The organism is Sphingomonas sp. Marseille-Q8236, from assembly GCF_965112005.1.
Genome location: NZ_CBCOPO010000001.1, coordinates 1,395,197 through 1,414,872 on the forward strand (window position 1 = coordinate 1,395,197; position 19,676 = coordinate 1,414,872).

The following is a 19,676-nucleotide window of genomic DNA, read 5'->3' on the forward strand; positions in this document are numbered from 1 at the left end:
AGACCGGGGCAGGATGACGGCAGGCTGATCCACCCTGGTCATCCCGCCGTCGCCGTGACGCAACGGAACGCCGCAGCTTTCTCCGTGTCGGTAACTCCCGGGATCGGGCGGGCGACCAGCGGATAGGGGCAGAGCGGTCGGGTGCGGCCGGGCCAGGGCGTCATCGGCCCGGCGGCCGCCTCGATCCGGTCGGGGGCGGCACCCTGTTCGACCCAGCGGACCAGCGCGGCGAAGGCGTCGAACTGGTCGGTTGCGGGGCCGCCTTGGCAATGCGCCATGCCGGGCACTGGGAAGACGCGGACGAAGGATGCGGCGCGACCCCCATTGCGGCGGTCGACGTCGCTCCACCAGGCGATCGTGTCGTTGATCGAGAACACCGGGTCCGACGCGCCATGGGGCACGATCATCCGACCGCCATGCGCACGGAAGCGGCTGAGGTCGCTCGAGCGCGCGGAGATGTCCTCCCATGCCGAACGCGGAAAGCCGGGTGCCGTGGCGAAGATCGCCGCCGGATCGCGATCGAAGTCGTAGCGGAGCTGATAGTCCATGCCGGCCTGCGGCGTTGGTGCCAGGGCGCGGGGCGGGGTCGAAAAGATCGTCGCCAGCGCGGGCGCGCCCATGCTCGCGTTGATTGCCGGGACGGGCGATGTCGTTAGGCCCAGCTTCCAGATGCGCCAGCCGGTGTCGGCGAGGCCGGCATCCCAGGGGTAACTGGCGTAGAGCGGCTTGCCGCGGCTGTCATGCGGACCGCCGAATGCCTTTGCCAATGCGTCGATCTGGGCGGGGGCGAGGCAACTCGCCTGTTTGGCGCCGCTGCACTGCCGGGCGCGCAGGGCGCGCAACACATCGGGCGTGCGGCATTGCGCGAAGTTGCCGACCAGCCCGTCGGCGAGGCCGTCCTTGGCATCGCACGCCGCCAGCACCGCCGCGCGCGCCAGCGACAGGTCGCCGTCCGAAAAGGCCTGCGCCAGCCGCGAAATGGGAATGCTGCTCTCGCCCGATGTCCGGACCAGGGCGGCATAGGTCTGCGTGTCCCAGGCTTCGGCGATTGCCGCCTTTGGCAGCGCGAAGCCGGGCGCTGCAGCGAGGATTCCGTCGAACGCGTCGGGATAGCGCTGGGCGAAGGCCATGCCTTCCTGCCCGCCCTTCGAACAGCCCGCGAAATAGCTGCGCGCGGGATCGCCGCCATAGTGGCGGCGCAGGATCGTGCGCGCAGCGTCGTAGCTGGCCTTCAGCGAGGCATGACCATAATCGGCCCGTGCCTGCGCATCGAAGCCGAACGACACGACGCCGCCGCGCGCCGGGTCGGCGTTGGTCGCGTTCGAATGCCCTGAATCCTGGCTGATGACGGCATAGCCTTCCGCCAGGGCGGTCGTGCCGCCGGTTGCCGGGCCGACCGCGTTGCCGACCTCGCCATTGGTCCCGCCGCCACCCTGGAACACGAAGCGCCGGTTCCAGGCGTCGGGAAGGCGCATGCGGAAATGGATGGCATAATGCTGCCCGTCCTGCCCGGTGCGTTCGTGCATGACGCCGGAGATCTCGCAATGCGCTGGCAGCGGTGCGGTCTTCACCCCAAACCCCGCGTCGACGACGAGGCCTGCCGCATGGTCTTCTGCGGTCTGGATGTGCAGCGTCGGATCGCTCCACCCAGTGGCGCCGAGCAGCGCGGCGCATGCTCTTGGCGCGGGCATGGCCGCGGCGGCCGGCGTCTCGGGCTGTACCCGTCCGGCCAGCGCCATGCCGGTCAGTGCGGTGCCCGCGAGCATCGCGGCCATGGTGATCGCCCCTCGCATCCTGTTCGCTCCCATCGTCATGCCACTCGATAAACGGTGATACGCACCGCCGGGCCGTCTGCCAGATCGGCCGCCCCGACCGTACCGAGAAAGATCGCCTCGTTCAGCCATTGATGCTTGCCCAGCGGCACTTCGAATACCGGGGTCGTCCGGATATAGCCGCCATGCACAATACCGGTGTTGCGGATATGGATCAGCGTCCCGTCGCGTTCGCGCATCAGGTAGCTCGCCTCCAACATGGTAACGCCATTGGCACGCACCAATTGCCAGTCCATGCCTTCCGGCAGGATGGTGCCAGACAGGCGGGGGCCGTCGAACCGGCCGCCGGTGATCGGAATGCGGATACGCTTGCCGAGTGGCGTTGCGCCGACCTCCTCGGCCTTGCCCAGCGTCACGATCGCTTCATAGGCGAATTGCAGGCCGATGCTGGTCAGCCGCGCCGGTGCGGCCGCCGCCGCCCCAGGGAGCACAGCCGCCCCCGCCAGCGCGGACGATACGCCCAGCAGCGTGCGCCGCGTCCAACCCTCGTCACCAGAACCGGTCGTCGCATCCGCCATCCCGCATCCCTTCCCATCCCGCAATCGATCGTCGCGAGTCTGCTATGAAACATAGCTAAGCCGCTTGGGATGGCAAGGCAGGAAACATCAACCCGCCGGACGATCCTTTTGCGCAAAGATGCGCTGCAGCCAGCGATCGAGCATGGGCACCCATGCCCCGACCGGAAGCGCCGCCGGGCCGACGCCGAAACCATGCCCGCCTTCGGCCACGAAATGCGCCTCGACGGGGCGACCGGCGCGGCGAAGCGCCGCCATCATCATCAGGCTGTTGTCCGGTACGACCGCATCATCGTCCATCGCGTGGAGCAGAAAGGTCGGCGGTGTGGTTGCCGTCACATGCTCCGCCGGGGATCGCCTGGCCACCGCTGCCGCGTCCGCGCTCTTGCCCAGCAGCTTTTCCGCAGACAAAGCGTGGGTGAAGGGCGGCGCCGCAGCGATCACCGGGTAGATCAGCGCCGCGGCATCCGGTCGCGCGTCGATCCGGTCCGTCGAATCGCGCGGCGGATAGACCGTCTGACCGAAATCGGTTTCCAGCGTCGCCGCCAGATGGCCGCCCGCCGAAAAGCCGAGCACCGCGATCTTGTGCGGGGCCAGCCCGTCCCTGATCGCGGCGGCACGAACCAGACGCAGCCCGCGCTGCGCATCCTGCAGCGGTACGTCGGCGCGATTTGTCCAGCCTTCCCCAGGAAGACGGTAGACCAGCACATAGACGGTATAGCCGAGCGCGGTCAGCCGCCCCGCTATGTCCAGTCCCTCATTGCCGATTGAAAGAAAGGTATAGGCCCCGCCGGGAATGACCAGCACCGACGCCCCGTTGGGGTGGGTGGGCGTAAAGCGACGCAGACCCGGTTTGTCGATGTTGCGCAGGAACGTGGCCGGATCCTTCGGCGGGACCGGCGCGGGGTGGAACCCGCCACCCGGCGGTGCACCGTCCCACAATGGCAGAAACGGCGCCTCCGTCCATGCCGGGGGCGGGGCAGTGCGCTCAGTCACCACCACCGCAGACGCCTGCGCGTTCGCAAGGGACGGCAGCATTGCGAGGGCCAATAGCGGCACGGCGGCATGCCGAAACGAACGGAGGGTCATTACGGGAATCCTGTCGAAAGGTCATGCTACGACGCCATCGCCGCCAAAGGCGCGGCGCAAGGCGGCGATCTTGGCCGCGGTGAAGCGCTTCGCCAGCCCCGTTTCGGGGGCGACCGCGTCGAACCCGTGAAATGCGCCCGGCGTCACGACCAGTTCTGTCGGTACCGCCGCGGCGATCAGGCGGCGGGCATAGTCGACATCCTCGTCGACGAAGAGATCGACCGAGCCGACCCCGATGAAGGTCGGCGGCAGACCGGACAGATCGGTGATCCTGGCCGGCACCCCGGCGGCAGGGACGTCGCGACCACCGGCGGGGCGGCCGAGGAACGACGTCCAGCCGAAGACATTGGCGGGCGCGTCCCAGCCGATCCGGCCAATGAACGGGGGCACCGTCCGCGTGCTGCCCGTCCGGTCGTCAAGCATCGGATAGATCAGCACCTGCGCGCAGAGCGGCACGCTGCGCCGGTCGCGCGCCATCAGCGCGAGCAGGGCGGCATGGCCGCCGCCCGCACTCTCCCCCAACACCGCAATCCGGGCCGGGTCGACGCCGAGGTCCGCGGCATGGGCGTGCAGCCACAGGAGTGCGGCATGATTGTCCGCCACCGACCCGGTGAAGGTCGTCTCTGGCGCCAGTCGATAGTCGACGGTCACCACCACGCAGTCGAGCTGCCGCGCAATGTCCTGGCACGGCGCGATCGATCCGCGCGCGGACCCGACGATATAGCCGCCGCCGTGCGTGTGCAGGATGGCCGGCCGGCGCGTGCCGGCGCGGGCGTTAATGACGTAGACGGTGACGGGCGGCTGTCCCGCCGCCCCGAGAATATGTTCCTCGGTATAGGGAATGTCGGTCGCGGGCGGCGGGATCGGGCCGCTGCGCATCGTGCGATAGGCTTGGGTGATCGGCGGCATCGCCGCGATCATCGCTTGAATCTTCTCTGCCGCCGGGCGGAGTTCGGGCGCGACCGCGTCGAGCGCACCGGGCATCGTCGCCGCCGCCGCGGCGCGTGCGGCGGGGGGCAGCATCGCACCAAGTCCCGCCATCGCCGCCCCCCGCAGCACCTCTCGCCGTAACAGCGTCATCATCACCCTCTCCGATCGGTACGCGGTTCGTGACCGGCACCTGTGCCTGTCATAATAGCGGAAACTGGCTATGTTCAATAGCTATGGCATTAGTTGCGGAGACATGCCCAATCGATCAATGCCGCGGCGGGCGATCGCACGCATCACCCGTTGCAACCGTTTGTAAATTTAGTTATGCCTCATTGCAGTTGGAGCATACCAACAGAGGAGAGGTGCCGTGACGGAATCGTCGCCGGCCTGCGGTGGCCGCGTGCTGCGCGGGGCCGCAGTGCCGCAATGCCGCGTCGAACGCGTGCCTCTCACTCGCATCGGAACGACAACCGACTCGGGGAGGACTATCATGCGAACACTGACGTTGCTGCTGACGGGAACCGCGCTCATCGCCTTCACCGGTGCTGCCTCCGCCCAGGACACGACACCCGCCCCCGCCCCCCAGTCACCCGCGACGGCGACCGCCGCCACCGACGCCAGTACGACGGGCGACATCATCGTCACCGGCCAGAAGACATCCGAACGCCTGTCGCGCGCGCCGATCGCGATCAGCGTCGTGTCGCAGGATTCGCTGACCCGCCAAGGCGTCGATTCCGCGTCGTCGCTCGCTACGACCGTGCCCAACCTGCAACTCAGCGCCAACGGCTTCGCGGTGCGCGGCATCGGCAGCAACAACAGCTTCAGCGGCTATTCGACCGTCGCGACGCAGATCGACGGCATCTACGAACCCTCGGCGCAGGTCCTGTCGCTGGGCCTCTTCGATATCGGCGCGGTTGAGGTGCTGCGCGGGCCGCAGGGCACCGTCTATGGTCGCAATGCGACCGCCGGCGTCGTCAACATCAATACCGCCGATCCGCGCTCCACCCGCGGCGTCACCGCCGACCTGCAGGTCGGGCGCTTCAACGAAGTCCGCGCCCGCGCCGCCGTCGACCTGCCGGTCAGCGACGCATGGAAGCTGCGCTTCGCTGCCTATCGCCAGGTCGATGATGGCGTCGACCCCCGCTACGGCGCGCAAAACGGCTATGGGAAGACCGATCAGGCGGGCCTGCGCGTCACGTCGCTGCTCGATGTCGGGCCGATCACATGGCGCCTGTCGCTGAACTACGGTCAGAACCAGGGGACGATTCCGGCCAGCTACCTGACCAGCATCAACTATTACCCGCAGGGCAATCTCGTCGCCGGTACCTTCGGCCCGCGTCAGGTGATCGCGACGGATGCGCTCAACGTCGGGCAGGCGCAGGTCCAGGACAACCGCATCGACCTCAATTATTATGCGGCGCGCTCGCGACTGGTATGGCAGGCGGCAGATGGCCTGTCGCTGACCTACCTCGCCGGTTACACCCTGCTGAAGAACAACGGGGTCGACGCGGCGACCGGCGTGTTCACCCAGGAATCGATCAACCGCCGCATGGAAAGCTGGTCGCACGAAGTCGACCTCAACTACGATCGCGGCATCCTGAACCTCGTATTGGGCGGCTTCCTGTATCAGGATCGCCAGCCCTCGGGGATGCGCCTGCTCCACGCCGGCGACACCGCGCCCGCACCCTTCAATACCGCCTATAATCTGGTCGGTGCCAAGGTCGCCGGTACCGGCACCGGCATCTCGACGATCAGCGGCGTGGACGTCGTCACCAGCTATCGCGGGCAGGGGACGAAGTCGCAGGCGGTATTCGGGCAGGGCACCTTGGAAGTGCTGCCCGGCCTGAAGCTGATCGGCGGCATCCGTTCGACCTGGGAACAGGTCAACGCGCTCAACGTCGAACTGGTCTGCCCCGGCGATACCATCAACCGCCAGAACATCACGTCGACCACCTGTCCCGGCATCCCCTTCGTCTACGCCCTTTCGAACGACACCGCACGGCCCGAGTCGAAATTCGACAACATCAGCTGGAAGGTCGGGGCGAACTATGAAGTGAGCCCGACCACGCTGGTCTATGCGACGGTGAGCACCGGCTTCCGCGGCGGCGGGCTGGAGGCGAGCGGCAATGCACCCCAATACCGCCAATATCGACCGGAAACCGTCACCAATTACGAAGCGGGCATCCGCACCACGCTGATGGACGGCAAGCTGTATCTCAGCGCCACCGGCTTCCACATGGACTATAAGGACCTGCAGGTGTCGAGCGTCGTGCTCAACCCGCTGACCAATCAGGTGTCGGCGGTGACGACGAACGCAGCAACGGCGCGCCTGCGCGGCATCGAGCTGGAGGCGAGCCTGCGTCCGACGCCGAATGACCGGATCAGCGGCTATGTCTCGTATCTCGACGCGCGGATCAGGTCCTTCCCGTCGGCGCCGGACAATCTCAATTCGGCCAGCGGCAATTATAATAGCTTTGCGCCACTCTTCGGCTTCCAGCCGCTGCCGTCCAACCTGACGCTGGACGCTTCGGGCAATCGCCTGGCGAACGCCCCCGAATGGAGCGGTCGCTTCAGCTACGCCCATACCTTCGACCTCGGCCGCAAGGGGCGGGTGATCCCCAGCGTCGATTTCTACGCCCAGTCGCACACCTATAGCGACATCCAGAATTACGCGCAGAGCCGGCGCGATGCCTATACCAAGACCGACCTCAACCTGCGGTTCGAGGATGCCGAGTCGCGCTATTCGATCACCGCCTTCGTCAACAATGTCGAGGACAGTCGCGTCCCCAACACGCTGGTGACGGTGTGGAGCTCGACCACCGCCAATTACGATCCGCCGCGCACCTATGGCGTCCGGCTCGGCATGTCCCTACGCTGACCATCAGGAGAGAAGGATGAACGCCATCGATAGCGTGACCGCCGCGCCGCGGGCCACCTGGCCGCTCGACGCCTGGTATGTCGCCGCCAGCGCCGAAGAGGTGGGAAGCAAGCCGCTCGCCCGGCAGATCACCGGGCTGCATATGGTGTTCTTCCGTACCGGCGGCGGCGTCGTCACCGCGCTGGAGGATTTCTGTCCACATCGCGGCGCGCCGTTGTCGCTCGGCTTCGTGCGCGGCGAGACGTTGGTGTGCGGTTATCATGGGCTGGCGCTCGACTGTCGGGGGCGCTCCGACTCGATGCCCGGGCAGCAGGTCGGCAAATTCCCCTCGGCACGCCACTTTCCGGTGATCGAGCGCTACGGCTTCGTCTGGGTGTGGCCGGGCGATCCGGCGCAGGCGAACGCGGACAAGCTGCACCCTTTGCCGTGGGCGGAGAGTCCCGACTGGGCCTATGGCGGCGGACTGTTCCATATCGCGTGCGATTATCGGTTGATGATCGACAATCTGATGGACCTGACACACGAAACCTATGTCCATGCCAGCAGCATCGGGCAGAAGGAGATCGACGAGGCGCCGGTCAGAACCGAGGCGACCGGCGACGAGGTCGTCACGAGTCGTCATATGGAGAATGTGGCCGCGCCGCCCTTCTGGCGCATGGGGCTGCGCGGCGCGGGCCTGCCCGAGGATGCACTGGTCGACCGCTGGCAGGTCTGTCGCTTCACACTGCCGAGCCACGTCATGATCGAGGTCGGCGTCGCGCTGGCGGGGGAAGGCGGCTATCACGCCGATCCGGCGAAGAAGGCGTCGAGCATCGTCGTCGACTTCATCACGCCGGAAACCGAGACCTCGCACTGGTATTTCTGGGGCATGGCCCGTCAGTTCGCGGTCGACGACGCCGCGCTGACCGACACGATCCGCGAAGGGCAGCGCAAGATCTTCTCCGAGGATCTCGAGATGCTCGAACGACAGCAGCGCAATCTGTCGCAATATCCCGATCGCAAATTGCTGAAGCTCAACATCGATGCCGGCGGCGTGCGGTCGCGGCTGATGATCGATCGCGCGATCGCGCAGGAGCAGGCTGCGGCGGAATAAGCCTCGTTACCAGCATGACATGACCAGAAAGGCAGAAGCGCCGATGCAGGACCCGCGAGCGATTATCGACCGTGCCGACATGTCGCGGTTTCAATGGGGAATCGTCGCGACGATGGTCGGGCTGAATGCGCTCGACGGGTTCGACGTCCTGTCGATCAGCTTCGCCTCGCCCGGCATCGCCGCGGACTGGGGCATCGATCGCGCGGCGCTCGGCATCGTGTTGTCGATGGAACTGGTCGGCATGGCGATCGGCTCGCTGCTGCTCGGCGGGGTCGCCGACCGGATCGGGCGGCGCGCGACGATCCTCGGCTGTCTGGGCGTCATGGCTGCGGGCATGCTGGGTGCGGCGAGTGCTGGCGGGGTCATGGTGCTGTCGCTGTGGCGGGTTCTGACCGGGCTCGGCATCGGCGGTATGCTGGCCGCGACCAATGCGGCGGTGGCGGAGGCGGCCAATGCCCGGCATCGCTCGCTCGCCGTGGTTCTGATGGCGGCGGGCTATCCCATCGGCACGATCGTCGGCGGATCGGCCTCGGCGCTGTTGCTCGGCTGGTATGACTGGCGCGCGGTCTTCCTGTTCGGGGCGGTATGCAGCGTGCTATTCGTGCCGCTGGTGCTGTGGCGTGCGCCGGAATCGGTCGCGTTCCTGCTGCATCGCCGCCCGCCCGATGCGCTGGCGCGGGTCAATGCGACGCTGGCGCGGATGGGCCACCCCCCGGTCGATGCGCTACCCCCGGCCGAACCCCGGACGGCAAAGGTGCCGGTCATGGCCCTGTTCGCGCCCGACCTCAGGCGGACCACGCTGTTGCTGACGCTCGCCTATCTCACGCATATCATGACCTTCTACTTCATCCTGAAATGGATCCCCAAGATCGTTGCGGAGATGGGCTTCCCCGCCCCGCAGGCGGCGGGCGTGCTGGTGTGGGCGAGTATCGGCGGCGCGACCGGATCGCTGATCCTGGGGTTGCTGACCGGCAAGGTCCGGCTGCTCGGGCTGACGATCTCGGCGATGCTGTTGTCGACGGCGCTGGTGATCGTGTTCGGCCGCACCCAGAGCGATCTTGCGACCTTGTCCCTCGTTGCAGCAGCGGCCGGTTTTGCGACCAATGCGGGTGTCGTCGGCCTTTACGCCCTGATCGCGCGCAGCTTCCCGACGGGGGTGCGCGCCTCGGCCACGGGCTTCGTCATCGGGGTGGGGCGCGGCGGATCGGCGCTCGCCCCGGCGTTGGCGGGGGTACTGTTCGCCGCGGGGCACGGGTTGCAGTTCGTCGCGGTGCTGATGAGCTTCGGCTCGCTGATCGCGGCCGTGGCATTGATCGCGCTGGGGGATCGAAAGCGCGATTGACCGCGCTGCCATTGCCGATTAAGCTATGTACCATAACAAATGGAGAGGCAGCATGGCTATGACAGGTTCGCCACTGTCCGGCAGGACGTTCACCCGTAACAACCCCGTCACCGGCGCGGTGGCGACGACCGCCCCGGCCTTCGGCCCGGCGGATGCCTCCGCCGCGGTGGAAGCCGCTGCCGCCGCGTTTCCTGCATGGTCTTCCCTTGGCCCCAACGCCCGCCGCGCCGCGCTGACCCAGGCCGCCGATGCGCTGGCGGGCAAGGCCGACCAGTTCGTCGATGCGATAATGGGCGAGATCGGCGCGACCGAGGGTTGGGCGCGCTTCAACCTGATGCTCGCCGTGTCGATGGTTCGCGAAGCCGCCGCGCTGACGACGCAGATCGCGGGTGAGGTCATCCCTTCCGACAAGCCCGGCTGTATCGCCATGGCCATGCGCGAGCCGGTGGGCGTGATGCTCGGCATCGCGCCATGGAATGCGCCGATCATCCTGGGCGTCCGCGCGATCGCGGTGCCGCTCGCGTGCGGCAACACGATGGTGCTGAAGGCGAGCGAGCAATGCCCGCGCACCCACAGCCTGATCGCCGAGGCCTTCGCCGAAGCGCTGCCCAAAGGCGCCGTGTCGATCGTCACCAATGCTCCCGAGGATGCCGGCGAAGTCGTCGGCGCGCTGATCGATCATCCTGCGGTTCGCCGCATCAATTTCACCGGATCGACGCATGTCGGCCGCATCATCGCCCGGCGCGCCGCCGAGCATCTGAAGCCGGTTCTGCTGGAACTGGGCGGCAAGGCGCCGTTGATCGTGCTGGACGATGCCGATCTCGATGAGGCGGTGAAGGCGGCTGCGTTCGGGGCGTTCATGAACCAGGGCCAGATTTGCATGTCGACCGAGCGGATCATCGTCGTCGACAGCGTCGCCGACGCCTTCGTCGAGAAGTTCGTCGCCAAGGTAGACACGATGCCCGTCGGCGACCCGCGCGAGGGCAAGACGCCGCTCGGTGCGGTGGTCGATCGCAAGACGGTCGATCATGTGATGTCGCTGATCGATGACGCCGTCGCCGCAGGAGCGGTGCAGGCCATCGGCGGCGAGGCGAACGGCGTGCTGATGCCCGCGCATGTCGTCGACCGGGTGACCCCCGACATGAAGCTGTTCCGCGACGAAAGCTTCGGGCCGGTCGTCGGCGTCATCCGCGCCCGTGACGAAACGCACGCGATCGAACTCGCCAACGACACCGAATATGGCCTGTCGGCGTCGGTCTTCACCCGCGATACCGCGCGCGGCCTGCGCGTCGCCAGGCAGATCAAATCGGGCATCTGCCACGTCAACGGTCCGACGGTGCATGACGAGGCTCAAATGCCGTTCGGCGGAGTGAAGGCATCGGGCTATGGCCGGTTCGGCGGACGCGCGGGGATCGATGCCTTTACCGAATTGCGCTGGATCACGATCGAGACCGAGCCCGGTCACTATCCGATCTGAGGGGGCGGCACGATGTCGAGCCTGCCCCTGATGCTTGCCGCCATCGCGTCTGTCGCAGCCGGTGACGCCGATGCGCCCGTCGCCCCGCAGCTGACGCCGGTCTTTACCCTGCGCGTCGAGATCGCCGCTCCGGTCGAGCAGGGCGAGATCGATGGCGGGCGGCGCCGGTTTATCCCTATCACGGGCGGCACCGTCAGCGGTGCGCGGATCAGCGGCACCGTACTGCCCGGCGGCGGAGACTGGCAGACCATCTATCCCGGCGGTTTTACGCGGGTGGAGGCACGCTATTTCCTGAAGGCTGCGGACGGCACCGTCATCGGTATCCACAATCCCGGCATCCGGGTCGCCAGCCAGGCGGTGACCGATCGCATCGCGCGGGGCGAGCGCGTCGATCCCGAGGCTTATTACTTCCGTACCGCTCCGGTTTTCGATCCGCCGCCGGGCAAATACCAATGGTTGCGGGAAAAGACCTTCGTCGGCCGCGGCATCCGCATGCCCGACCATGTCCTCATCGAAATCTTCGCCGTCGAATGACATTGGCGACGCACAGAAAGGTTCAGCAGCAATGACCGAAACAAGCAGCAATGGCGTCGTCGCCTATGACGTCGAGGATCGCATCGCCTGGGTGCGGTTCAATCGCCCGGACAAGCGCAATGCGATGAGCCCCACGCTCAATCGCGACATGATGGAGGTGCTCGACGCGCTCGAGTTCCGCGACGACGTCGGCGTGCTGGTGCTGTCGGGCGAGGGCGTTGCCTGGACCGCAGGCATGGACCTGAAGGAGTATTTTCGCGAGACCGAGGCGCAGGGCCTTGCCGGCACGCGCAAGGCGCAGCGCGAGAGCTATGGCTGGTGGCGGCGGCTGCGCTGGTATCAGAAGCCGACGATCGCGATGGTCAACGGCTGGTGCTTCGGCGGCGGCTATGGCCCGCTGTTCGCCTGCGACCTAGCCTTTGCGGCGGAAGAGGCGAAGTTCGGCCTCAGCGAGATCAATTGGGGCATCCTGCCCGGCGGTGGCGCGACCAAGGTGGCGCAGGAACTGATGCCGTTCCGCAAGGCGATGTATCACGCGATGATGGGCGAGAATATCGACGGTCGCACCGCCGCTGAATGGGGTCTGGTCAACGAAGCGCTGCCGCTCGATCGGTTGAAGGATCGGGTGACCGAGGTGGCCAAGGTCCTGCTCGCCAAGAACCCGGTGGCGCTGAAGGCGACGAAGGACGCGATGAAGCGCGTCGGCGTGATGAGCTACGACGATGCCGAGGACTATCTGGTCCGTGCGCAGGAAGCCGCCAATTCCTACGACAATGACGGTCGCAAGGAGGGCATCCGCCAGTTCATCGACGAGAAGAGCTACAAGCCGGGGCTCGGCGCCTATGACAAGGACCGCGCGAAGGCCTGACGCCACAAACCCCCTCCTCTTCGGGGGAGGGGAAGGGGGTGGGGAAGTCTCATGGAGACTGTCGCCCGCGTCCGCACCCCAACCCCTCCCCTGGCGGGGAGGGGCGTAGGAGGAACTCGATGCCCGATCTTTCCCGCCTGCTCACCCCCCGTTCGGTTGCGATCGTCGGCGCTTCGCCGACGCCCGGCGCGCTTGGCAATGCCGTGGTGCGCAACCTGGACCGCCACGGCTATGCCGGGGCCATCCACCTCATCAATCCCAAGCGCGACACGATCGACGGGCGGCCGTGCCTGAAGACCATTGCCGACTTGCCCGAGGGCGTCGATGCGGCGGTACTCGCCATCCCCGGACCCGCGGTGCTGGAAGCGGTGCAGGCGCTCGCAGCGCGTGGCGTGGGTGCGGCGATCATCTTTTCCGCCGGGTTCGCGGAAGGGGGCGAGGAGGGGCTGGCCGCGCAGGCGGAGGTTGCGCGCATCGCCGCTGAGCATGGCATGATCGTCGAGGGGCCGAACTGCCTCGGGATGGTGAACCACGCCGCCTGCGTGCCGTTGACCTTCGTCGAGACGCCGGTGATCGACCTGACCGGCAAGCCCGCGGTCGGCATCGTCAGCCAGTCTGGGGCGATGGCGGTGGTGCTGGCGACGACGCTGGACGCCAAGGGGCTGGGCATCACCTTGTCGGTCTCGACCGGCAACGAGGCGGCGTCGGGCGTCGAGGACTATGTCGAGCATCTGATCGACGATCCCGCAACGCCCGTCATCGCGATGATCGTCGAGCAGTTCCGCCAGCCCGCCCGTTTCCTGGTGCTGGCCGAGCGAGCGGCGGCCATGGGCAAGCGGATCGTGCTGCTCCACCCCGGCACGTCCAACGCCGCGCGGGAGAGCGCTGCGACCCACACCGGCGCGATGGCCGGCGACTGGCAGGTGATGCGCACCAAGGTCGAGCGCGCCGGCGTGGTGCTGGTCGACAGTCTGGAGGCGCTAGGCGACGTCGTCGAGATGGCGGTGCGGGCGCAGCCGGTGCGGGCGGGTGGCACCGCCGTGCTGACCGAAAGCGGCGCGTTCAAGGCGCTGGTGCTCGATCTCGCCGAACGCATCGGGCTCGACCTGCCCGCGATCGACGGCGCGGCGGCGGCTGCCATGCGCGCGGCGATCCCTGATTTCATCCCGGTGTCCAACCCGATGGACCTGACGGCGCAGGCGCTGGTCGACCCCGATCTGTATCGCCGCACGATGGTTCCGTTGCTGGAGGACGAACGCTACGCCGCGCTGGTCCTGGGGATCATCCAGACCGATCGGGCGACCGCCGCGCGCAAATTCCCGGCGATCATCGATGCGGTCGTGGCGTTGAAGCCGCAGAAGCCGGTGATCTTCGCGGGCATCGACGATGGGGCGGACGTGCCCGCCGAGTATATCGCGGGGCTGCGTGCGCTCGGCGTGCCCTATTTCCCGACCGCGGACCGGGCGTTCCGTGCGCTACGGCATCTGACGCGGGCGGCGGCGCGCGACGGCACGCGGGCCGAGGTGGCGCCGATCGCGCTCGACCTGCCAGGCGGTGTCATTCCCGAATATCGCGCCAAGCAGGCGCTGGCGCCGATCGGCATCCCGTTCCCGGCGGGCGGCTTCGCCGCAACCGTCGCCGAGGCACAGGCGATCGCTGATCGTATCGGCTATCCCGTCGCACTCAAGGCGCAGGCCGCAGCGCTCAGCCACAAGAGCGATGCCGGCGGCGTCTTGCTCAACATCGGCGATTCCGAGGCGCTGGCTGAGGCATGGCAGCGGCTCCACGCCAATGTCGCCGCCTATGACCAGGGCATCCGGCTGGACGGCGCACAGGTCGAGGCAATGGGCCGCCGCGGCATCGAAGTGATCGTCGGCGCGCGTAACGATCCCGACTGGGGGCCGGTGATCCTGATCGGCTTCGGGGGCGTGACCGCGGAACTGTTCCACGACGTCCGCCTGCTTCCCGTCGACCTGACCCGCGAGGCGATCGTCGCCGAATGGCGGGCACTGCAGCAGGGGGCGCTGTTCGATGGCTATCGCGGCAGTCCCGCGCTGGACGTCGAGGCGCTGGCCGATCTGGTCGCGACGTTGGGGCGCGTAATGACCGGGACGCCCGCGATCCGTGAGATCGACCTCAACCCCGTCATCGTCCATTCGCGGGGGCAGGGGGTGGTCGCGCTCGACGCGCTGATCCTGACCGATACGCTATACGATTAGTCGGTCGTCGCCCCCAACTGCTCGATCCGCTCCAGCAGGTCGAGCAGCAGCGCCCTTTCCACCTTGGTGAAACCGGCGAGCAGCCGGTCCTCATGGGCGTCGATCCGACGGATACAGTCGGCAAGCATGGCCGATCCCGCCGGCGACAGTGCCAGCGTGAAGGCGCGGCGGTCGGCGGGATCGGTTTCGCGCAGGATCAGGCCGCTTTCGATCAGCTCGTTGATCAGCGGCACCATATTGGCGCGCTTGATGCCGAGCAGGCGGCCGACCGTCCCCTGGTTGATCCCCGGATTGTCCGAGACGACCGCCATAATGCCAAGTGGGATCTGGCGGATGCCTGTGCCGTCCAGCGCGTTGGCGAAATCGGTGGCAAAGACGGCGGAAGCGCGGCGCAGGCGATATCCGACCAGCCGGCCGAGTGTTCGGGTCTGGGAAACGGGTTCGATCATGTCCGATGCAAAGCCATGTTCCCCGCGCCGCGTCAAATCCAGGGTCAGGTCCCGCAACGAGCCGATTCGGTACGACAAACGCCGCTATCGGCGTCGCAGCCGCATCGAGATCATGTTCGGCCGCCTCCAAGATTGGCGCTGGGTCGTCACCCGATACGACCGCTGTTCCACGGCCTTCTTCTCCGCCATCGCCCTCGCGGCCACTGTCATCTTCTGGCTGTGATCAACGAGGCCTGACCCTAAGGCGGAGGTATGCGGATTCAAGCTGCTACGCTCAGTCTGTCCCGGCCGTCCTGCTTGGATTTGTAGAGTGCCGCATCTGCCAAGCCGATCAACTCGTCCACACTGTGCCTACCTGTTTCAGAGACCGCTATGCCAATCGATGCTGTCACTCGCCCGCTCCCCCCGGCTGCAGGGTGCCCAATACAGGCTTCGCGAATGTGTCGACGTATTGCGTCACCCAGGGTCATGGCCTGCTCATGGTCCCAACCCATCAACAGAATCAAAAATTCTTCGCCGCCAAAGCGAAAGGCGAAGTCAAGTTGCCCCTCGCATGCTCTGATCGCGTCCAGGGCCGAAACTATTGCCCGTCCGACTGCCTTGATGCAACGGTCTCCAGCCAAATGACCCTGCGTGTCATTGAACAATTTGAAATGGTCTATGTCGACCATCAATGCAGCAATTTGTCTCTCAAATTGCTTTGATTCGAATTGGTCTCGTACTTGAGCGAGGTGATGGCGATTTGAAAGGCCAGTTAACAAGTCAGTTCGAGCGGTCCATTCAATATGCTTCAAAAGTATGGTGCTCTTCAGCCTTTCAAGGAATCCTTGTCGTTCCAATCGCTCTTGGATGTAAGATCCCATCAGAAGTAAGGACGATCCTGCTAGGTAAAACTGACATACAAAGCTGTATGAGATCGAGTCCATTGCCGTAAGATATTTAACACAGTATAAGTGAAGCGCGACTATAATTAGGGTCAGGACTCGTTGATCACAGCCAGAAGATGACGGTGGCAGCGAGGGTGACGGCGGCAAAGAAGGCAGTGGGGCAGCGATCGTAGCGGGTAGCGACCCGACGCCAGTCTTTGAGGCGGCCGAACATGATCTCGATGCGGCTGCGGCGCCGGTAGCGGCGCTTGTCGTATTTGACCGGCTCGTTGCGTGATCGCCGGCCCGGGATGCAGGGCTGGATGCCTTTGGCCTGGAGGGCGTCCCTGAACCAGTCGGCGTCGTAGCCGCGGTCGCCGAGCAGCCACTGCGCCTTCGGCATGTCATCCAGCAGCGCTGCCGCGCCGGTGTAGTCGCTGACCTGGCCCGCGGTCATGAAAAAGCTTAAGGGGCGCCCGTTTGCATCGGCGACGGCATGTAGCTTGGTATTCATACCGCCTTTGGTGCGGCCGATCAGGCGGCCAAGATCCCCTTTTTTACCCGCAGGCTTGATGCCGTGCGGTGCGCCTTCAGATAGGTTGCGTCGATCATGACCGTCTGCGGCTCGGCGCCAGCTGCAGCCAGACCTTCCATCATTCGCGTGAACACGCCGGCCTCGCCCCAACGCTTCCACCGATTGTACAGCGTCTTGTGGGGGCCATACTCGCTAGGCGCATCTCGCCAGCGAAGCCCGTTGCGATTGACGAATACGATGCCGCTCAGCACCCGCCGGTCGTCCACCCTCGGCTTGCCATGGCTCTTGGGAAAGAAGGGCCGCAGCCGCTCCATCTGCTCGTCCGTCAGCCAAAACAGGTCACTCATCTCGGTCTCCTTGCGGAGCCTGAATCAGATCGCGACGCTCACATCAATGGGTCCTGACCCTAATAGGCCCGCTAAGGCCATGCGAAATCGCACTCTTTGAACGAGTGTGTAGTAGGTAATGGTTACCATGCTTCCAAACTGGGAAAGCAAAGTATATTTAGAAGCGCTAAATAAAATCGTTATGGTTGGTAGTGCGACTGCGAGACATGTGCCAGCCACGGCCATCGCATCGATTTGAAATGTACTGGATGCACGGGAAACGGCCCAAAGGATAAGAAGGCAAGCAGGCGTAAATATTAGAAGCCTTACTATCACAAGCCAATGGAACACATCAGGTAGTATCGTAAAATCCGCCAACAAAAATGCATTAAACATGACCATGCCGGCAGCCAATGAGACGGGTCCGACTCGTTTGCGATGGTCAACGCCCTCCGCATCAAACTGTGCCTCGAGGGCCGGCGAAAACCTCAGGCGATTCAGTTTTTGAATCTCTTTGTCGATCGCCAACGTATCGGAAAGGCTAGACAAAATAATTATCCAATAGTCTTTGACATCTAAATCAAAAAATCTCCGCTACGCTAACTAATAAGCATTAAAAAAGTGTTGTTCCTTAATTATGTACCTGAGCATGGCGATGAAGTGCGTTCATCCCACTAGAAAAATGCAACAATCAAAGCTGCGTGCGGCATTCTGGTGCTATCGGAGGCCAGAAGCATTTGCTGTCACCGTGCGAGTTTTGGTGCCCATGATTGGGCTGCGCGCCGATCTGATGAATTGCCATTCGTGGCACGCCGGATTGGGTCATTGGCGGTCTTGGGCACTTGGTCATTTGACGCGGTCGCAGCGAATGATCGCATTTGGGGGATTGTACTGAGGAAGTCGGGGTGCGGGCCGGAAGCGCGACAGGCGCTGTTCGGATGCACTCGATCCTCGGATATCTAACCCCCGAGCAAGCGGAGCAGCGCATGGCCGGGCCTCGACATGGACCGCCACGCCGTCCGAGACGAAGTCGATCGGGGCCTTGCGACAAAACAGCAAGCTCTGGAACGCCCCCTGGGGCACCGTGGCGGCGATCGGCAGCATGACGCGCATGGGATCCCCGACCGATAGCAGAGGAGCCAGATGTCGGTTTCCATGAGGGCCGACAATATGGATATGCGATCCCGACGACGGGACGACATGTCCGACGGTCGGCGTCGGACCAACGGAACCAAGACGGGCGCCCGCCGCTATCCCGCGCATGACCGATGACGACAGCAATCGCACCAAAGCCACCCACCGCGCCGTCCCCAGCGGACGCATCGCGCGGGCAGGGGCCTTTGGCCGCCTGGCAAGCGGGGTGGCGGGCGGGATGCTGGCCGAGGGTGCACGCAGGCTGGCGAGCGGCGAGCGGCCAAAGCTCGGCGACCTGATCCTCACCCCCGGCAATGCTGCGCGGGTCGCCGACCGGCTCTCGCACCTGCGCGGCGCGGCGATGAAGCTGGGGCAGATGATCTCGATGGACGCGGGCGACCTGTTGCCGCCCGAACTTCAGACCATCCTCGCGCGGCTTCGCGACCAGGCGTACCGGATGCCGCCCGCACAGCTCGACAAGGTGCTGAAGGCACAGTGGGGTGCCGACTGGCGACGCCGCTTCCGCCATTTCGAGGCGGCCCCCATGGCCGCCGCCTCGATCGGGCAGGTCCACCGCGCGACCCTGCCCGATGGCCGGGTGCTGGCTATCAAGGTCCAGTATCCGGGGGTGCGCGACAGCATCGGATCGGATGTCGACAATGTCGCGACGCTGCTGCGTGTGTCGAACCTCATTCCGCCCTCGATCGACCTCAAGCCACTGCTCGAAGAGGCCAAGCGGCAATTGGCCGAGGAGGCCGATTATCTGCGCGAGGCCGAGCGGATGCGTGTCTATGGCGAGCAGCTGGCGGGCGATCCGCGCTATGTCGTGCCAAAGCCGGAGCCGTCGCTGACCACGCCGCTGGTGCTGGCGATGGATTATATCCCCGGCCAATCGATCGATACGCTGGTCGAGGCCCCGCAGGAAACCCGCGACACCGCGATGACCGCGCTGATCCAATTGGTCCTGCGCGAACTGTTCGACTTCGGCATGATGCAGACCGATCCGAACTTCGCCAATTATCGTTGGCAGGCGGAAACCGGCCGCCTCGTGCTGCTCGACTTCGGCGCGGCGCGTGACGTGCCGCCTGAGACCGTCGCCTCCTATCGCCGGTTGATCGAGGCAGGCCTCGCGCATGACCGCGACCAGATTCGCGAGATTGCGGTGGAGACGGGCTTTCTGGGCGAGGCGGCGGTCGCGGCACATCGCCCGGCGGTCGACCGGATCATTGCGGCGATCGACGATACGATGGCAAGGCCTGGCCCGTTCGACTTCGGCGACCGCGCCTTCGTGCCGGTGGTGCGTGAGGAAACCCGCGCGATGATCGCCGACCGCGATACGTGGCACGTGCCGCATGTCGAGACGCTGTTCGTCCAGCGCAAGATCAGCGGCACCGCATTGCTCTGCGCGCGATTGAAGGCGCGGGTCGATGTGCGCGGATTGGCGGCGGCGGCGATCGGGGCCGGGTAGGGAGCGGGCTGGGCCCTGCGGCTCAAGGTGTTATCCCTAATCCCCGTGCCTCAAGGGCAATGGGCCACCGGGCCGGTACGGGCCTGTCTGGCTCGCCATATTCAGCGCCTCCCTTAAGCCA

General features: G+C 65.7%; 16 protein-coding genes and 1 pseudogene. 9 read left to right on the forward strand and 8 right to left on the reverse strand.

Annotation, left to right across the window (positions count from 1 at the left end):
- Window positions 1-38 precede the first annotated feature (38 nt).
- The 4 genes from ACWPWT_RS06740 to ACWPWT_RS06755 form a co-directional block, all read right to left on the reverse strand.
- On the reverse strand, window positions 39-1,775 hold the full coding sequence (locus tag ACWPWT_RS06740) for a tannase/feruloyl esterase family alpha/beta hydrolase (RefSeq protein WP_454279063.1): 1,737 nt from the start codon (window positions 1,773-1,775) through the stop codon (window positions 39-41).
- A gap of 35 nt (window positions 1,776-1,810) precedes the next feature.
- Window positions 1,811-2,350, reverse strand: coding sequence for a DUF3237 family protein (locus tag ACWPWT_RS06745; RefSeq protein WP_454279064.1), 540 nt, complete (start codon window positions 2,348-2,350; stop codon window positions 1,811-1,813).
- 87 nt (window positions 2,351-2,437) lie between these two features.
- Window positions 2,438-3,436, reverse strand: a complete 999-nt coding sequence (locus ACWPWT_RS06750) for an alpha/beta hydrolase (RefSeq protein WP_454279065.1) — start codon at window positions 3,434-3,436, stop codon at window positions 2,438-2,440.
- 21 nt (window positions 3,437-3,457) lie between these two features.
- On the reverse strand, window positions 3,458-4,519 hold the full coding sequence (locus ACWPWT_RS06755) for an alpha/beta hydrolase (RefSeq protein WP_454279066.1): 1,062 nt from the start codon (window positions 4,517-4,519) through the stop codon (window positions 3,458-3,460).
- Window positions 4,520-4,856: 337 nt separating this feature from the next.
- Here ACWPWT_RS06755 and ACWPWT_RS06760 point away from each other — a divergent pair, with 337 nt between their 5' ends.
- From ACWPWT_RS06760 to ACWPWT_RS06790, 7 genes are all read left to right on the forward strand, one after another.
- Window positions 4,857-7,244: a TonB-dependent receptor gene (locus tag ACWPWT_RS06760; RefSeq protein WP_454279067.1), complete on the forward strand. Its 2,388-nt coding sequence runs from the start codon at window positions 4,857-4,859 to the stop codon at window positions 7,242-7,244.
- 16 nt (window positions 7,245-7,260) lie between these two features.
- Entirely contained in the window at window positions 7,261-8,337 is a 1,077-nt protein-coding gene (locus ACWPWT_RS06765) for a Rieske 2Fe-2S domain-containing protein (RefSeq protein ID WP_454279068.1), read from the forward strand.
- 19 nt (window positions 8,338-8,356) lie between these two features.
- Window positions 8,357-9,679 (forward strand): MFS transporter, encoded by a 1,323-nt coding sequence (locus tag ACWPWT_RS06770; RefSeq protein WP_454279069.1) that lies wholly within the window; start codon window positions 8,357-8,359, stop codon window positions 9,677-9,679.
- A 52-nt stretch (window positions 9,680-9,731) separates the two neighbouring features.
- The gene (locus ACWPWT_RS06775; RefSeq protein WP_454279070.1) at window positions 9,732-11,156 is read left to right on the forward strand and encodes an aldehyde dehydrogenase; all 1,425 of its coding nucleotides are present in this window, start codon (window positions 9,732-9,734) and stop codon (window positions 11,154-11,156) included.
- Window positions 11,157-11,168: 12 nt separating this feature from the next.
- A complete protein-coding gene (locus ACWPWT_RS06780) occupies window positions 11,169-11,690 on the forward strand; it encodes a DUF3237 domain-containing protein (RefSeq protein WP_261268739.1) in 522 nt (173 codons plus the stop codon).
- Window positions 11,691-11,721: 31 nt separating this feature from the next.
- Window positions 11,722-12,558 carry a p-hydroxycinnamoyl CoA hydratase/lyase gene (locus tag ACWPWT_RS06785; RefSeq protein ID WP_261268740.1) on the forward strand — a complete coding sequence of 279 codons (837 nt, stop codon included), beginning with the start codon at window positions 11,722-11,724 and terminating at the stop codon, window positions 12,556-12,558.
- 119 nt (window positions 12,559-12,677) lie between these two features.
- Window positions 12,678-14,777, forward strand: a complete 2,100-nt coding sequence (locus tag ACWPWT_RS06790; protein WP_261268741.1) for an acetate--CoA ligase family protein — start codon at window positions 12,678-12,680, stop codon at window positions 14,775-14,777.
- Here the strand turns inward: ACWPWT_RS06790 and ACWPWT_RS06795 are convergent.
- Window positions 14,774-15,226, reverse strand: coding sequence for a MarR family winged helix-turn-helix transcriptional regulator (locus ACWPWT_RS06795; protein ID WP_261268742.1), 453 nt, complete (start codon window positions 15,224-15,226; stop codon window positions 14,774-14,776). The genes ACWPWT_RS06790 and ACWPWT_RS06795 overlap by 4 nt on opposite strands.
- Before the next feature lie 10 nt (window positions 15,227-15,236).
- On the opposite strand from ACWPWT_RS06795, the pseudogene ACWPWT_RS06800 reads away from it, so the two are divergent.
- Window positions 15,237-15,449, forward strand: a pseudogene (locus ACWPWT_RS06800) (IS5/IS1182 family transposase); the annotation flags it as partial.
- Between the two features lie 37 nt (window positions 15,450-15,486).
- Here ACWPWT_RS06800 and ACWPWT_RS06805 read toward each other — a convergent pair.
- The 3 genes from ACWPWT_RS06805 to ACWPWT_RS06815 form a co-directional block, all read right to left on the reverse strand.
- Window positions 15,487-16,020 carry a GGDEF domain-containing protein gene (locus tag ACWPWT_RS06805; RefSeq protein WP_454279071.1) on the reverse strand — a complete coding sequence of 178 codons (534 nt, stop codon included), beginning with the start codon at window positions 16,018-16,020 and terminating at the stop codon, window positions 15,487-15,489.
- A 196-nt stretch (window positions 16,021-16,216) separates the two neighbouring features.
- A protein-coding gene (locus ACWPWT_RS06810; protein ID WP_454278138.1) for an IS5 family transposase occupies window positions 16,217-16,974 on the reverse strand; the annotation gives its coding sequence in 2 pieces (ribosomal slippage) (window positions 16,217-16,641 and window positions 16,641-16,974; 759 coding nt in all).
- A gap of 825 nt (window positions 16,975-17,799) precedes the next feature.
- Window positions 17,800-18,066, reverse strand: coding sequence for a hypothetical protein (locus ACWPWT_RS06815; protein WP_454279072.1), 267 nt, complete (start codon window positions 18,064-18,066; stop codon window positions 17,800-17,802).
- Window positions 18,067-18,214: 148 nt separating this feature from the next.
- Between ACWPWT_RS06815 and ACWPWT_RS06820 the strand changes: the two genes are divergently transcribed.
- On the forward strand, window positions 18,215-19,555 hold the full coding sequence (locus tag ACWPWT_RS06820; protein ID WP_454279073.1) for an ABC1 kinase family protein: 1,341 nt from the start codon (window positions 18,215-18,217) through the stop codon (window positions 19,553-19,555).
- Window positions 19,556-19,676 lie beyond the last annotated feature (121 nt).